The organism is Chitinophaga nivalis (assembly GCF_025989125.1).
GTDB lineage: Bacteria > Bacteroidota > Bacteroidia > Chitinophagales > Chitinophagaceae > Chitinophaga > Chitinophaga nivalis.
This window is the reverse complement of sequence record NZ_JAPDNR010000001.1, coordinates 5,715,584-5,731,801: the sequence shown is the minus strand read 5'-3', so window position 1 is coordinate 5,731,801 and position 16,218 is coordinate 5,715,584. Positions and strand designations below refer to the sequence as shown.

The 16,218-nt window shown below is 47.1% G+C and carries 9 protein-coding genes; 4 read left to right on the top strand and 5 right to left on the bottom strand.

Features of this window, described 5'->3' with window-relative positions; translation table 11 throughout:
- Positions 1-196 precede the first annotated feature (196 nt).
- Positions 197-2,359: a TonB-dependent siderophore receptor gene (locus OL444_RS21980; protein WP_264729695.1), complete on the top strand. Its 2,163-nt coding sequence runs from the start codon at positions 197-199 to the stop codon at positions 2,357-2,359.
- 224 nt (positions 2,360-2,583) lie between these two features.
- Positions 2,584-3,549: a hypothetical protein gene (locus OL444_RS21975; protein WP_264729696.1), complete on the top strand. Its 966-nt coding sequence runs from the start codon at positions 2,584-2,586 to the stop codon at positions 3,547-3,549.
- 135 nt (positions 3,550-3,684) lie between these two features.
- Here OL444_RS21975 and OL444_RS21970 read toward each other — a convergent pair whose 3' ends face one another.
- Positions 3,685-5,097, bottom strand: a complete 1,413-nt coding sequence (locus OL444_RS21970) for an aminotransferase-like domain-containing protein (RefSeq protein WP_264729697.1) — start codon at positions 5,095-5,097, stop codon at positions 3,685-3,687.
- Between the two features lie 97 nt (positions 5,098-5,194).
- Here OL444_RS21970 and OL444_RS21965 point away from each other — a divergent pair, with 97 nt between their 5' ends.
- Positions 5,195-6,091: a DMT family transporter gene (locus OL444_RS21965; RefSeq protein WP_264729698.1), complete on the top strand. Its 897-nt coding sequence runs from the start codon at positions 5,195-5,197 to the stop codon at positions 6,089-6,091.
- A 55-nt stretch (positions 6,092-6,146) separates the two neighbouring features.
- Here OL444_RS21965 and OL444_RS21960 read toward each other — a convergent pair whose 3' ends face one another.
- The 3 genes from OL444_RS21960 to OL444_RS21950 form a co-directional block, all read right to left on the bottom strand.
- Positions 6,147-7,067, bottom strand: coding sequence for a helix-turn-helix domain-containing protein (locus OL444_RS21960; protein ID WP_264729699.1), 921 nt, complete (start codon positions 7,065-7,067; stop codon positions 6,147-6,149).
- Positions 7,068-7,152: 85 nt separating this feature from the next.
- Entirely contained in the window at positions 7,153-8,058 is a 906-nt protein-coding gene (locus OL444_RS21955; protein WP_264729700.1) for an NAD(P)H-binding protein, read from the bottom strand.
- A gap of 213 nt (positions 8,059-8,271) precedes the next feature.
- A complete protein-coding gene (locus tag OL444_RS21950) occupies positions 8,272-9,360 on the bottom strand; it encodes an FG-GAP repeat domain-containing protein (RefSeq protein WP_264729701.1) in 1,089 nt (362 codons plus the stop codon).
- A 586-nt stretch (positions 9,361-9,946) separates the two neighbouring features.
- Here OL444_RS21950 and OL444_RS21945 point away from each other — a divergent pair.
- On the top strand, positions 9,947-13,324 hold the full coding sequence (locus tag OL444_RS21945; RefSeq protein WP_264729702.1) for an outer membrane protein assembly factor BamB family protein: 3,378 nt from the start codon (positions 9,947-9,949) through the stop codon (positions 13,322-13,324).
- Positions 13,325-13,467: 143 nt separating this feature from the next.
- Here OL444_RS21945 and katG read toward each other — a convergent pair whose 3' ends face one another.
- Positions 13,468-15,744 carry a catalase/peroxidase HPI gene (katG, locus tag OL444_RS21940; RefSeq protein ID WP_264729703.1) on the bottom strand — a complete coding sequence of 759 codons (2,277 nt, stop codon included), beginning with the start codon at positions 15,742-15,744 and terminating at the stop codon, positions 13,468-13,470.
- Between the last annotated feature and the right edge of the window lie 474 nt (positions 15,745-16,218).

Genomic DNA, 16,218 nt, shown 5'->3' with positions numbered 1-16,218 from the left:
TCAGTTACCAATCGGATGATAAACAGCCCATTCATCCGAATGAAGCAAAGTCGATAGTCTGCTTAGACAGGCTATTGACTTTGCTATGATGAGATGTTGTTTAAATAACAGAATTTCCTGATCCTGCAACTAATTTTCCCGATAGCGTAAGCGGCCTGCCGGTATTTAGTGACACCTTTGCGAAATTCTTTCTCTGATGACGCCAACATCTACCCTTATCTCCTGGCTGTGCATAACAGTACTGACAATAGGTGCGTTGCCATCTACCGGGCAAACGCACCTTCCACAGGACACTACCAAAATATTGAAGGAGCTGACCGTATATGGTCAGAAGCGGGAAATCGCCTCCATTACCAAAACACCTACTGCATTGCTGGATCTTCCGATATCTGTACAGCTGGTAGACAAAAAGTTGATTGAACAACAACAGATTATGGATGTACGGGATGCCATCAAGAATGTAAGTGGTATCACCGTAACAGGTACTTATGGCGATGGGTATGCGATGTTCAATGGCCGCGGTTTTAGTATGAACTTTCAGTCCAACTTCCGCCGGAATGGTATGCTGACGCCGACTACCGGCAGGTTATACGGAGACAATATAGAACGTATAGAAATACTGAAAGGCCCGGCTTCTATACAATATGGAGATGTGGCGCCGGGCGCCGTGATGAACCTGGTCAGCAAAAAGCCGCTGGACTACGACTACCGCCGGTTTGAACTGCGGTTGGGGGAATATGGGCTCATGCGTCCATCCCTGGATCTCAGCGGTGCCCTGACAAAAGACAAGAATCTCCTCTACCGGCTCAACACCACCTATGAAAGTAGTAATTCCTTTATTGATCATATCAAGGGGAAAAGTTTTCTCATCGCTCCTACGATTACCTGGAAGATCCTGCCGAACCTGGAATGGACGGTGGAACTGGTTGCCAGAAATGAGGCGCGTACCTTTGCCGCCGGCGTGGTATCACCGGATGGTACTTTTGAAGGGTTGAAGAAAATACCGATCAGTCATTTCCTGGGAGAACCGGGCAACCAGCATCGGTATAATGAGCAAAGCGCTTACTCTACCCTGCATTACAAACTGGGCAAAAACTGGACGCTCCGCAATACCTCTTTTTACGCTAAAGCCAATGAACAGGAAGAATCGGTTTTTTTTCCGAATAACCGGGCCGATGCCAATGACAGCCTGAAAAGGACCACGGAGTTCTTCCAGACGTTTACCCGCATATATGGTACTACGCTGGACCTCGTAGGGAGGTTCTCTACTTTCGGGGTACGTCACGACTTCTTACTGGGCGCAGATTATACCGAATGGAACTATCGTATATATTATAACGATGCGCTGGAACTGAAACCGATCCATATCTATCATCCTGTATACGCCCAGGATGTGTTACCTAAAGTGCTCGGTTATGAAAGCGATAAGGATAAGCCCCGGCAGCAGATCAAACGGATAGGCCTATACGCACAGGATCAGTTGAAGTTCTGGGATAACCGGATACACCTGTTATTGGGGGTACGGTTAAACCGCACTACGCGGGGTACGGCCTATACAGCTGCCAATCCTGCCCCGAAAGATTATAAAGATGATGTACAAACACCGCTGTCGCCCCGGCTGGCATTACTGGTGAAGCCTATCCGGAACCTGTCTGTATATGCTTCCTACACGCAGTCCTATGAGCAGAATGGCTGGGATGAAATCACAAACATCATGTTGCAGCCGACCAACGCCAAACAAATTGAATTTGGCGCCAAGGCAAACCTGTTGCAAGAAAGATTGGGCGTAGGCGTATCGTGGTTTCAGATCGATAAAAAGAACATCGTGGGCTATGTATACGGATTGGAAGAAGCGCCGGCATGGTCGCACCTGTACTATCACAAATACTACAAATGGGCCATGTACCAGGGCGGACATCATCGCAGTAAGGGTATAGAACTGGATGTGAATGGAAAGATCACGCCGCAACTGAGTATTAACCTGGCTACCTCTTTTATAGATGCCACAGTAGTGGAAGATCCTGCATTCAAAAAAGGGAATCAGCTGGAAGGTAATGCCAGGCAGACATTTAACATCTGGGCCAGCTATGCACTGGATAAAGGCGCGCTGAAAGGACTGGATATAGGCTATGGCTTCTTTTACAAGGATAAATTCTTCGCGGCTACCGACAACCTGCCCGAACAGGAAGTAAGGTCTTACTGGAGTATGGATGTATCTGCAGGCTATACTTACAAGAGTTTCTTCACGCGACTGAACGTGAGTAATTTTACCAATAATAAAGGCTACCTGGCGCGTAACAACCTGTATGAACCGCTCTGGGTACGCCGCGCAGTATGGAGTGTAGGCGTGCGGTTCTGAGGTACCTGATATGTTTACGTAACTGAAACCTTGTAGTATTCATTACTACAAGGTTTTTTTATATACTATGGTCCCGGCACAGCAGTTAACCAAAACAGGGTGGAGCGATGTATATTGGATCATGCCATCCGTATTACTGATAAATGATGGGAGATGTAATGCTGCTGTTATTTTACTACTTTGCATTAATATTTATCCGGATTTTTAGCATAATAAAATTACCTATGAAGTACTTGATCCTGTTGTTGGGTTATCTCACACTTTTTAATGTAGTGAACGGACAGACCAATTTTGTTCGCGATACCGGAAATGTTGGTATCGGCACCCTGGCGCCAAAACAAAAGCTGGAAATTGCAGCGAATGGCGCCGCCTACGAACAGCTCACCAATAATTGGGATGTATTAGGCACTGTTGGTGCTATCAAATTTAATATGGCTGGTACTGAAATTGGCAGCATCGAAAGTGAAAGAGTAGTGCCTACAGGTAGATTGGGTACGTTGAAGTTTTCTGTCAGAACCGCCAATGGTTTATCTGAAGGATTGAGAATCGGTAGTAATGGATTGGTAGGCATTGGGGTGACAAGTCCGCAGGCAGGATTACAGGTAGCCAACGTCAACATCCTGGCAGATGGAACAAGAGTGGCGGCAGTATTGGGAAACGCCTGGAACGACTGGACTGCGTTCGGCGGCACTGGCGGAGGAAAGATCCGGGGAAGTAATGAAGGGTATCTCATGCTGGAAACCAATCCGACGGGTTCAGATAATGTGCTGGGATTAAATCAGAACTCACCGGGGAAGGTGTTGATCGCCGGTGGTGGCGGTAATGTGGGGATCGGTACATCTACACCTCAGGCGAAATTAGCCGTTAATGGCGATATCTTTGCCAAAAAAATAAAGGTAACACTGATTGGGTGGCCTGACTATGTTTTTGAGCCAACATATGCTTTACCAACTTTACAGGCTGTGGAATCATTTCTGACAATACATAAACATCTGCCCGAAATGCCTTCTGCAGCGGAGGTAAAAGCAAATGGTATTGATGTTGGTGAAAACCAGGCTAAGCTATTGCAGAAAATTGAAGAGCTGACGTTATACCTGATTGACCTGAATAAAAAAGTGGCGTCTCAAGAGCAATTATTATTGGAGCAACGTAAGGAGTTGATGGCATTAAAGCAACAAAAAACTAAGTAAAAGCAGCGGTACTTATCTTATATAACACGGTAGGATAGCCTATTCGGATTGGTAACTATTTTTATTGACCGCTGTTATCGCGCCTGCGGCATCTTACAGCAGATGCCGCAGGTATAGAAAATACCCACATAGGATTCAAATGCTTTTAGCCAGCTGTCCGAGCTGTTTTAATTTAAGCCGGATGTCTGCAGACCAGGGTAATCCGATACAAAGCCGCATACAGTTTTCAAATTGGTTTTGCAGGGTAAACATGCGTCCGGGTGCGATGCTGATACTCCGTTTAATAGCCAGGTCATATAATTGCTTGGTATCGGCGCCTTTGCTGAGCTCCACCCAGATGGCAAGTCCTCCCTGCGGTCTGCTGGTTTTGGTGCCTTCCGGAAAGTATTCGGCGATGGCATGTACATAATGCTGGTAGTTGCTTTGCAGCGTCCGGCGCAGGTGGCGTAAATGATTTTCATACTTGCCGGAACCGAGGAAATTGGCTACTGATTCCTGGATGATCGTGGCAGAGGAAATGGCGTGAATCAGTTTTAGTTTCAGCAGTTGGGCCTTGTATTTGCCTGGCGCTACCCAACCCACCCGATAGCCAGGGGCCAGGGTTTTGGATACAGAGCTGCACCATAGCACATTGCCTTCCTTATCAAAGGATTTACAGCATTTAGGTCGTTGTGTGCCGAAATACAAGTCACCATAGATATCATCTTCAATCAGTGGAATGTTGTGTTTGGCGAGCAGCGCAACGATTTCTTTTTTATGTTCATCCGGCATACAACTTCCCAGGGGGGTATTGAAGTTGGGTACCAGCAGGCAAAGGTTGATTTTAGGGATAGCGGCTTTCAGGGCGGCTATTTCCAGACCGGTAACAGGATGGGTGGGTAGTTCCAGTACTTTGAATCCCAGGCTGATGGCCAGTTGCAGCATACCGGAATAACAGGGGCTTTCCATGGCGATGGTATCGCCTGGTTTGCCCAGCGCCATCAGGCAAAGCGAAACCGCATTCATAGCCCCGTTGGTGGTGATGAGATCATCTTCATGCAGGTGACCGCCCCAGCCAAGAGAGCGGATGGCCACAATTCTTCGTAGTTTTACATTGCCCTGTAGCGGCTCATAGGCCGTGCCGGCTTCTTTCAGGTCGCGGGTGGCCTGTACAATATCCTTTTTTAATTTAGCCAATGGCAGTAATTCCCCGGCGGGTGCACTGATGGAAAAAAGTGTGAGCGCATCATTGCCCATGTTGGCATATACTTTACTGGTCAATTCATCCGGCTCGTTGTCGTTGGCGCGGGCCGACGGCCGGCTTACAGCTGGCAGGGGTAGTTTCAGGTAAGGAAGCCGGCTGACAAAATAGCCCGACTGCGGTTTGGAGTCGATTAATGACTGTGCTTCCAGTTCCAGGAACACGCGTTTGGCCGTGTTCATACTGATACCGTGTTCTTCACACAACATCCTGACAGAAGGAAGCTTGTCGCCGGATTTTAAAACCCCCGTCTTTATCTGACCGGCAATGCCGTTGGCTATTTCATTATACAGAAAATCCCTGCTCATACTACAAAGATAACTGTGTCCATTAAAATATACAAAACTGAGACTGTGTTTATAGTAGCCCTCTTGCTATTTTTGTAAAAAGAATCATCACAATAACATGGAAAACAGTTTATCATCGCCGGCCTTATTGGAGAAAAACAGCACCAGTGGCTGGATCAATGGGTTTATAGGCGTCGTTATATTCAGTGGCTCGCTGCCGGCCACCAGGCTGGCAGTGCTGGAAATGAGTCCGGTATTTTTAACGGTGGCACGGGCGACCATTGCCGGGTTGCTGGCACTTTGTGTGCTGCTGTTGCTGAAAGCGAAGCGCCCTGAAAGGGCACACATGGTTCCCCTGATGATCGTATCAGTAGGGGTGATTATCGGATTTCCCTTACTGAGCGCCTTGGCCTTGCAGTATATAACGGCTGCACACGCTATTGTATTTCTGGGTATGTTACCATTGACCACAGCTATATTTGGTGTGATGCGTGGAGGAGAACGTCCGCACCCGGTATTCTGGTTATGTGCTATCGCGGGTAGTTTGCTGGTGATTGGTTTTGCTGTTGCGCAGGGGCTTTCCGCATCGCCGGTGGGAGATATATTAATGTTGCTGGCTGTCATTTTATGCGGACTGGGGTATGCAGAAGGGGCTATGTTGTCTAAAACACTGGGTGGGTGGCAGGTGATTTCCTGGGCGCTGGTGCTGTCGTTGCCGGTGATGATACCTGTAATGTGCTGGCAGTTTCCGGCCTCGGTATCCGGCATTGGTGCGCCAGCCTGGCTGGGACTGGCTTATGTATCCATATTCAGTATGCTGATAGGTTTTATATTCTGGTATCGGGGATTAGCCCAGGGTGGTATTGCTGCAGTCGGGCAGTTACAATTGTTGCAGCCATTTTTTGGATTGGCATTGGCTGCTGTTTTTTTACACGAACAGGTGAGCATTGGCATGGTGGGTGTTACGGTAGGGGTTATTCTTTGTGTGGCCGGCTCAAAGAAATTTTCCAGGTAGCCCGTGCTGCCCGTATGGCCGGACAACCGCAGCAGTAGCACATCTGCGCATGAGGTTAGTTAAATGACTGCCTGAATGCCAGCGGAGAAAGATTGGTTTTGCTTTTGAATAATTTACTGAAAGACTGGGAATGTTCGAAGCCTAATTCATAGGCAATTTCACTGACAGATAAATCGGTAGTAGATAATTTTTCTTTGGCTTTTTCAATCAGCTTTTCGTGAATGTGTTGCTGAGCGGTTTGTCCTGTCAATACTTTTAATAAACTACTAAGGTACTTCGGCGAAACGTTGAGCATGCCTGCAATATATTGCACCGTTGGTAAGCCTTTGCTGATCAGGTCTTCCTGGTTGAAATAATCTGCCAGTAAAGCTTCCAGGCGATCGAGTATTTTGTGATTGGTGATTTTTCGGGTGATGAATTGACGGTGATAAAATCTTTGCGAATAACTGAGCAAAGTTTCTATCTGCGAGATGATGATCTGTTGACTGAAATTATCAATGTTTGCATGATATTCCTGCTGAATATTTTGAATGATGCTGTTGATAATCGTTTCTTCTTTATCGGAGAGGAATAAAGCTTCGTTGACCGAATAATCAAAGTATTCATATTGCTTAATGCTTTTTGCCAAAGCGGTATGCCATAAAAAATCAGGATGAATCAACAGCATCCAGCCCGACCGTTGAGCGGTGGGATGGGTACGGGCTGTAATTCTGAAAACCTGATTGGGTGCAATGAAAAACATGACGCCTTCATTAAAATCATAGGACTGCTGGCCATACAACATGGTGCCGCAGATGCCCCGTTTAACGGCGATCATGTAGAAATCAAAAACCCAGTTGGTGGAGTCGTTATCAGGTGCATGTTTGATGGCCGCATAATCCACCACACTGATCAGCGGATGTTCAGGGCCAGGTAAACCCCGGAGCTGATGGAATTCACTGATGCTTTTAACCCGGTATGTTTTTGTGCTGTTCATATCACTAAAACCATTAAGGAATAAGTAGGATAGGGGTACGTTATTCCTTAATGGATTTGTTTTTTACTGTTTAAAGATAGCCATTTTATTGCTGATGGTAGGCGGCTGCAAACGCTTGTGCAAAATCGGTGAGCTTAACCTGACCGAGCACAGGTTTATGCCGGTAGTAGTCTTCATACAATACGCCGCTGTGCATGCTGGCCTGCATTTCTACAAAGTCTTTGGCCAATTGTGCATTCATACCTGCTGTCAGCCACTTTTGCAGTAATTGGTCATCTGCAATTACCTCCCATTTCAAATCGGGTTTCCCGATGGCTTGACCCAGGAAATAGGCCGCTTCATTCGGAGAAAATTCATCGCTGGCGATGTAACGGATTTTTCTGCCTGCAAAAGGTGTGTCCACTTCTTCTGCAATCACTGCCGCGATGTCTATCGGCGATACCCAGGGGAATTTGTTGTCTCCGCCATAGTTCTCTACGATATTGCCATGTGCTGCAATCGAGCGTATAAAGGCAAACATATTGGTGTAGAATCCTACCGGGCGCATAAATTTAATGGCAACATCTGCCGGCAACTCTTGCAATATGTTTTCAACATTGTGGTGAAAGGCCAGAATGCCGTTTCCTTTGCTCATGTGAGCGCCTATGCTGCTGAGGTGTATCACCTGCTTTACCCCGGATGCTTCAATCGCTTGTTGGTAGTTACGGCCAATCTGGTTGATCGCCGCGATAAAGTCAACCGCAGGATCGAAGAAGCTGCCAGCCATATCCAGTGTTTCCATCACATACACGATGTCTGCACCTTTGAACGTAGCGGATAAAAAATCTACATCCCCGATGGTGCCAATCGCCGCTTTTGCACCCAATGCTTCAATGTCTTGTTGCCTTTCGGCTTTGCTGCTGATAACAGTGACCTGATATCCTTTTTGTACCAGTGTTTGTGTAAGTGGTTGGCCAATGTTCCCTAAGGAGCCTGTAAGCACAATATGCATAATCTTGTTTTTTGTTGATACAAAGGTCAGTTGTTATGACACGACTGCTGTAGCCAAACGACGTATTGTTGTAGTCAAAAAGGAGGGAATGTTTTATTTGTAAGGTAAAGCTGGACAATGTGTGTTTTGCTGAGTGGTTGCAGTGGTAATAAACGCATAGCCGGGCATTATCAATGCCTGGCTATGGATATAATTAAAATATCGCTGTATACCTTAATCGAAAAAGGGTTCCCAGGTTTTACTTCTGGGATTCCAGGTAATACTGTAACCAATGTAATACTTATAGTAATCTTCTGCCGGTGTATCGGTTACGCTTAAGAACAATATATCCCTGGTGCCATCCCGATCGAAATCGGCAATAGTAACGCCAGTTCCCTGGCCACTTTCACCCAATCCTTCGTATTGTTTAAAGCCGGATACTTTTTCCAGCTCTCCTGTTGGGGTGACTGTGGCTGTGATCACCCGGAAGGAATTTTGTCCGGGCGGGTTATCATTACCCACTATAAATAATTCCTGTTTGCCATCTCCGTTTAAATCGGCCAGGGCGGTACCAATATCCTGTATAATATGGCCCAGATAGGTGCCAGCGTGTACGCCATAATCTTTTATGTTGGTGGAGAAACCGGCACTATTCAGATTAAAGGCAATCTTATAGGTGAATTTTCCTTCTACATCAAAATGATAAGAGGAGAGCAACAAGTCAAGGGTACCATTGGCATCAATATCGGCGAGGGAAGCAGCGGCTCCCTGGGCAACATAATTGGTGCCGAATACCGTAATGGGAGAAGACCAATAGGCCGGGTCACCATTGGCATTCAGGTTAAATCCTACAATATATACAAAGTTATTGGGGCCGTCCGGTGCATCATATGCCAGCAATACAAGGTCTGGTATCCCGTTTTTATCGATATCTCCCACAGCAATACCTGCTCCTTCACTGATGCTACTGTTGCTGGCAATTTGTTTAATGCCGGTAACGCTACTGGGATACCCTGTTTCACTGACATCCCATCCTACATAATACCGGAAATAGTTGGGGCCGGCCGGTGCATCATTGATGAGATAAATGAGATCTGGTATACCATTACCGTTGAGGTCTGTAGCTGCTACATCACCTCCTTCAATAATCCAGCCGAAGGCATTTAACGTATTGATGACTTTGGCCTTGGGTTTACGTGCCGGCGCGGGCTTGTCTGCTGTTTTATCCGCGGAGGCGGTAGTCAGCTGTGCCTCTTTTTTACAGGCTGTCAAATACAATGCTGCTATACAGCATACACAGTAAAGAATAATTGTTTTCTTCATAAAGTAGTATGGTTTAGGTGATAAAAAAATGATGGTATCATGCAGGATAATAACACTGGCTATTATGCTGTGGTGGTACATGAGCAGATGTCGTTCAATGAAAAATATGGGTAATAGGATGATGTTTAATGGCTTCCTTTGATAGGAACAACGGGTAAATAAATATTGGTATAAGTCCGTTCGGTTGATGGCACAAGATTACAAAGCGGGGCTGCCATGCAATTACAAACCCGTGAAAATAATCAGAGAGGTCTGGCCGCAGCAGGCATGATGTTGGCGTAAAACGGTTGTGGAACGCAATTGGTTGTTAGTTGATCCTGTTACAGGAGACACGGATACTGCAAAAAATATAATCAATCAACTTAAATAATACACCTGATAAATAGCCATGTGCAGCAAAAAGAGGGCATGTGTTTAAGTGAAGTGCAACATGACCGGCGAGGCAGAAGGTCTTTGAAGTGACGAATGTTGATGGTTACTCCGGTAACTAGAATAGTAGGCAGCAGATTTTCCCTATTCTTGATATGGTGATATTTTGTGGTATAACATTTTTCTATACCTTAGTGCTACATTATAATTATCCCTTATGTACCGATTGATTGCGCTTTGCGTTTACCTGTCGATTTTATCGTTAACCTCTGTGAATGGTCAGCATCGTTTCTCTTATATATTACCCCAGCGGGATACTTTTCCTGGCAGGGAAACAGAAGCCGTAGTACAGGATGGTCCATTTCTCTATTTAGGCGTATCTGTTAATCCGCTGAATGGTTCACAGCCTGCCATCATCAAAACAGATACTTCCGGTAAAATTATCTGGACACATACAGTTGATACGGAAACCACCCGCGAGGATGTCAATTATATTAACGCCTTACCCATTGATATGGTGGTTGATGGCACACAGTTGTATGCTGTTTGCAATACGGTCGACAACCTGCTCATCTGGGGAATCGATAAGGAAACCAGTCAGCTTAACTGGCAGCTGAAGGTAGGAAAGTATAACAATTTCCGCGCAGTGCTGAAGGATGCCTTCGATGGTACGCTGTTATTGCAGGCCGGTTTAAATATCATGACCATCGATAAACGTAGCGGCACTATTCTCCGGCAACAGGACATCCCGCCTCATATCCGGCTGATCGCGGTAGACAGTGGTGCGGTATACCTGTCGGGCGGGAGCATGCTGTATAAGTATAATACTGCCCAGCTCCAGGTACCTGTCTGGCAAAAACAGGTGCTACTGCGTGATAACCAGGTGAACATCACAACCGTGGATCTTCCTGGCGGCAATGAACTATATGTTACCGGTGGCATCGATTTCGAAAATATGTTTGCCGTGCGGTTGGATAAGCACAGTGGTGATATCAAATGGAGCTGGCGGGCGCCTGTAGGTTATGGCACCGGCTTGTCTAATGACCTCCCGGTGATCGTGAGATTTACCAAAGAGCAGCTCTATATTGCTGGTCGGCACAGGTATGTGGGTGGTGGTAATAAATCTTATCATGTAGCCAAACTAAACCGGGAAGATGGGCATGTGAGCTGGGATCACGTATATGATGAGGATGGCCGGCAACAGGTAGGGAACAGCATTTCAAAAGGTTTTGTGAACGGTGTGCTGGATGAGCAAGGTAATTTTTATCTCTGCGGCTACCGCGATTCAGATAACTATGGTCCCGGCAAGTGGATCACCAGCAAGATCAATACGAATGGGGAGATGGTGTATAATTATACCGTTTCTGAAATGGCTACGAATCGGAATGATATGGGAATATTCAGTTTCCTGAATAATGGCAGGGTATTTCACGTAGGAACGCTGGAAACAGCAGGGGAAATGGGCGTTTACCTGGCTGCCGCGGATACCACCGCCGTCTACAGGCCGGTGTTGAAAAAAATGAACGCGGAACTGCAATGGAGTGTAGCCGTGACCGGAGTAGTGACTTTATCCGACAGCAGTTACGCATTGCTGAAGCAACAAGGACGGCAGGTGGTATTGGAAGTAAGAGGTACGGCGGATAATCGTTTGTTTTGGTCGAAGCTTTTCGGAGGAGAAAAACGTTTCTATAAAGCGGATCAGCTGGTGGCGGGTAACAATGGTACCGTCGTTGTTTCGTGGTTAACACATCTCTCTCATGAAGGCACGTATTACTATGGGAACCCCCAAACCCTGGAGGTGAGTACATTTGACGCAAGCGGTAAAGAGTTGTTCATACGCAGGATAGAAACCAGCAACCTGTATGGCTTCCGTCCGAAACGGCTTTTTGTACCTAATCCGCAGTGTATTGTATATGAATGTACGCTGCGGGAGTCGTACGATGGTAACACGGAGATGTATCGTATTAATCTGAACCAGACAAACCAATACAGTGAAACCGATCTTATCAGAAGAGCCCGGGCAGGAGAAGCCGGGGATGAGCCATGGGAAAAACGGGGCATATTGCCCTATCTGCGCGACTCTTCCATCAGCGCTTACCAGTATATAAGAAATGGGGTATATGGAATAGAACTGGCTACCATCATTTATAGTACGGCGCCTGCGGCTTATTATGGCTACAATGTTGGCCGTTGGAGAGAGATGCCGGGGATGGATGCTGAGTTCCATAATATAGCTCCGCTGGATTCCGGCAGTGTGTTGCTGGTGACCCGTAGCCGTATCTCCCGCAAATCTGAAATCCGGGGAATTGATTTTGAGAAAGAGCAGACACTGTTTAAATTCACGACCAGTGATACCACCGCTATCTGGGATGCTACCACTGATAAAAAGATAACATGCTGGATAGGGAGGAGAGAAAGTAGCCTGGTGGTAGGTAAGTTGGATAATCTGACCGGTACAGGGGTGTGGGAAAAATCTTTTACCCTTGCCGGGGCCGGACAATATTACATACCACAGCAACAGCAACTCAACAGCATAAAGCAACAGTATATCATCAGTGGTTACGTAGCGGATAGCAGTGTGCCCATTAAAAAACGTTATCCGTTTTTCCTCGTACTGGATATGGCAGGAAATACAGTGAGGCAATGGCAGGGTACACCAGATTACCTGGGAGATAATGGTCTGCCGGTGATGATGACAGACCATCAGGGACGCACCATGATCGGTGGGGCCTATTACACCAAACTGGCCGGTAAAGCCGGTGTGTTAATCGATCTGGATGGGAAACGGGGTCCGGTGATAACAGATACGATGGAGGTTTGTATAGGCGCCATACCTGTGTTGACAACAGATGATATTGGCGACTCCTATCAGTGGCAAATCTATAAAGGACAGGGTTTTGAAAATCTGAAAAATGGCGCTGGCTTTCAGGGGGTAACCACCGCTAAGCTTACACTGCCTGCAGCAATAGCCAACAGTGATGAGTTGTATCGTTGCCTGGTCGATGGATATAATGACCTGCAAATCAAATTACAAACTAAAACAAGTATTGTACCGGCGCTGAGGCTAACCGGCGATACGGCTGCATTAGCCGGTAACCCTGTTGTACTTAGTGCTTGGGTGAATGTCGTATCGGCTGCACCTGTATATCTTTGGGAAGACAGTACCGCTTCACACGGCTGGCGGACCATCGACAATGATAACGGGCAGGTACTGAGATATACACCTGCCTTAGGGCGTAACAAGGTGCGTTGCACGGTAACAGCTGATGTGCTTTGCATTGGTAACCGGCAGTTTACAGCACCGGCCTTTACTGTTACGGGTACGGCAATAGCAATAGATCCGGTAGCAGGTGCGGGTATACATCCTTACCCAAATCCTGTTTCAGATTACCTCGTATTGGATAAACTGAATGAGACCGACAAATGGGAATCCCTGGAAGTATTGCAGGCAGATGGTACCTTGTTGCTGACGAAGCGGATCAAGGATCAGACCAGGGTAGCACTGTCTACCACGCATTGGAAAGCGGGATTTTATTTAATAGTCCTGCGTAATGGACAGGGACAAAAGGCATCATACCGGGTGCTCAAACCTTAAACAGCAGCTAATAAAAAAGGCACCGTTATCGGTGCCTTTTTTATTAGATCGATCCGTTACCGGATCAGCGTAAAATGTTTGAAGCAATTTTCTGTGCGGGCGTATCTATAGCAAACAGGCTTGCTGCCTGTTATGGCTGCTCATCAGGCTACATCAAATCTGTCCAGGTTCATGACTTTAGTCCAGGCAGTCACAAAGTCTTTTACAAATTTGTTCTGCGCATCTGTACTACCATATACTTCTGCAATGGCCCGCAGTTCTGCGTTGGAACCAAATACCAGGTCTGCCCGGCTGGCCAGCCATTTAACGATGCCGGTGGTACGATCGGTGCCTTCATACAGTTCTGTACTGCCACCCGCTGATTTCCAGGAAATACGCAGGTCGAGCAGGTTGATAAAGAAGTCATTGGTCAGCAGTCCCGGACGGGTGGTGAAGATACCTTGTTTGGAACCATCGAAATTGGTGTTCAGGGCACGCAGACCTCCGACGAGTACAGTTAACTCAGGTGCGGTAAGGGTCAGCAACTGTGCCTTGTCTATCAGGAATGCTTCTGTACTTACCGGGTATTTCGATTTGCGGTAGTTGCGGAAACCGTCTGCCAGTGGCTCCAGGTAACCGATTGATTCCACATCCGTCTGTGCCTGTGAAGCATCCATGCGGCCAGGGGTAAAAGGTACGGCGATCGTATGCCCTGCATCGGTGGCTGCTTTTTCTACCGCAGCACTGCCCGCCAGTACAATCAGATCTGCCAGCGAAACTTTTTTACCATCTGTCTGGGCAGCGTTGAAGGCATTCTGAATATTATCCAATACCTTCAATACTTTCTTCAACTGCACCGGATTGTTTACTTCCCAGTCTTTCTGAGGCGCCAGCCGGATGCGGGCGCCGTTGGCACCACCCCGTTTGTCTGAGCCCCGGAAGGTCGACGCAGAAGCCCATGCAGTAGCCACCAGTTCCGCAACACTTAATCCGGAGGCCAGTATTTTTGTTTTTAAGTCGGCAATATCTGTAGCATTTATTAAAGGATGATTCACGGCCGGAATCGGATCCTGCCAGAGCAGTTCTTCCTTGGGTACGTCCGGGCCGAGGTAACGGGTACGAGGACCCATATCTCTGTGTGTTAATTTAAACCAGGCCCGGGCAAATGCGTCGGCTAATGCATCCGGATGTTTCCAGAAGTGCCGGGATATTTTTTCATATGCCGGGTCAAATCTTAAAGAGAGATCGGTGGTCAGCATGGTGGGTACATGCTTTTTGGTGTTGTCGTAGGCATCCGGAATAATCGCCGGTCCGTTTTTAGCGACCCATTGATGTGCCCCGGCCGGACTTTTAGTGAGTTCCCATTCAAAGCCAAACAGGTTCTCGAAGAAATTATTGCTCCATTTGGTGGGAGTAGTCGTCCATATTACCTCCAGACCGCTGGTAATGGTGTCCGGACCTTTACCGGTACCATAGCTGTTGCTCCAGCCCAGGCCCTGCTGTTCTATGGATGCGGCTTCCGGTTCCTTGCCTACGTGGGTGGCAGGAGCGGCGCCGTGGGTTTTACCAAAGCTATGGCCTCCTGCAATGAGGGCAACAGTTTCTTCGTCATTCATGGCCATGCGGCCGAAAGTATCCCGGATATCTTTGGCCGCTGCAATAGGGTCCGGATTACCATCCGGTCCTTCCGGGTTCACGTAGATGAGTCCCATCTGTACGGCAGCCAATGGTTTTTCCAGGTTGCGGGAATGAATATCACCATCTGCATTATCGTCTGAGGAAACCACGCCATGCTCTTTGGCCACACCATCGGAGCCATGCGCATAACGGATGTCGCCACCTAACCATTTCGTTTCAGCGCCCCAGTATACTGCTTCATCTGCTTCCCAGGCATCTTCACGTCCGCCGGCGAAGCCGAAGGTTTTAAGACCCATTGATTCCAGTGCTATATTACCGGTCAGGATCAGTAAATCGGCCCATGAAATTTTGCGGCCATACTTTTGTTTGATGGGCCAAAGCAGTCTGCGGGCTTTATCGAGGCTCACGTTATCGGGCCAGCTGTTCAGCGGCGCAAAACGTTGTTGTCCGGAACCGGCTCCGCCACGACCATCGCCCACACGATAGGTACCTGCACTATGCCAGGCCATACGGATGAACAAAGGACCATAATGTCCGAAGTCTGCCGGCCACCAATCCTGCGAGTTGGTCATCAGCGCATGCAGGTCTTTTTTCACTGCTGCCAGATCGAGGCTTTTAAAAGCTTCTGCATAGTTAAAATCTTCGTCCAGGGGATTGGATAAAGGTGAGTTTTGACGCAGGATACTGACTTTTAACTGGTCGGGCCACCAATCATGGTTCCTGGTGCCGCCACCGCCTACATTGAACTTCGTGCTGCCATTATGAAACGGGCATTTACTGATGTCGTTTAATTCTTTCTCCATTTGTAAAAATTTAGGGTCTGGAATGTACATATGCTTGCACCAGGTATTTGTGCAGGCTTATAAAGTTAAGGTATTGAAGGTATAATCATAATCAATTAATTCTATTTTTTAATAGTTAAAATTTATAATTATACAATGGCTGCGGACTGATTTCCGGGGTTAATACTGCAAATGGCTGTTTGTCATTGGTCGTTGATCAACAATAAATATAGCAGTTGACTGTTGGATATATACCTGGCCTGATAGCCGTGATGAGCGGTGCTATATATACCGGTCCCGAAACTTCCTGTCAGGAGACTGGCTATAGCCGGTCTTATAAGAATGGATTCAGGATAGGTGTTAATGCTTCGGTCGACGTATCATTCGCACATAGCATGGCGTAATCACTTGCTTTATTTGTCTGCCTTCCTTACTTTAACCTGTTACTCCTAAGTTAGGATAAGAAAGTATAATCACCATCAATTGACCAGGCTT

Coding starts and splice junctions, on each gene's coding strand:
- OL444_RS21980 (WP_264729695.1), top strand. CDS start 197: ATGACGCCAACATCTACCCTTATCTCCTGGCTGTGCATAACAGTACTG.
- OL444_RS21975 (WP_264729696.1), top strand. CDS start 2,584: ATGAAGTACTTGATCCTGTTGTTGGGTTATCTCACACTTTTTAATGTA.
- OL444_RS21970 (WP_264729697.1), bottom strand. CDS start 5,097: ATGAGCAGGGATTTTCTGTATAATGAAATAGCCAACGGCATTGCCGGT.
- OL444_RS21965 (WP_264729698.1), top strand. CDS start 5,195: ATGGAAAACAGTTTATCATCGCCGGCCTTATTGGAGAAAAACAGCACC.
- OL444_RS21960 (WP_264729699.1), bottom strand. CDS start 7,067: ATGAACAGCACAAAAACATACCGGGTTAAAAGCATCAGTGAATTCCAT.
- OL444_RS21955 (WP_264729700.1), bottom strand. CDS start 8,058: ATGCATATTGTGCTTACAGGCTCCTTAGGGAACATTGGCCAACCACTT.
- OL444_RS21950 (WP_264729701.1), bottom strand. CDS start 9,360: ATGAAGAAAACAATTATTCTTTACTGTGTATGCTGTATAGCAGCATTG.
- OL444_RS21945 (WP_264729702.1), top strand. CDS start 9,947: ATGTACCGATTGATTGCGCTTTGCGTTTACCTGTCGATTTTATCGTTA.
- katG (WP_264729703.1), bottom strand. CDS start 15,744: ATGGAGAAAGAATTAAACGACATCAGTAAATGCCCGTTTCATAATGGC.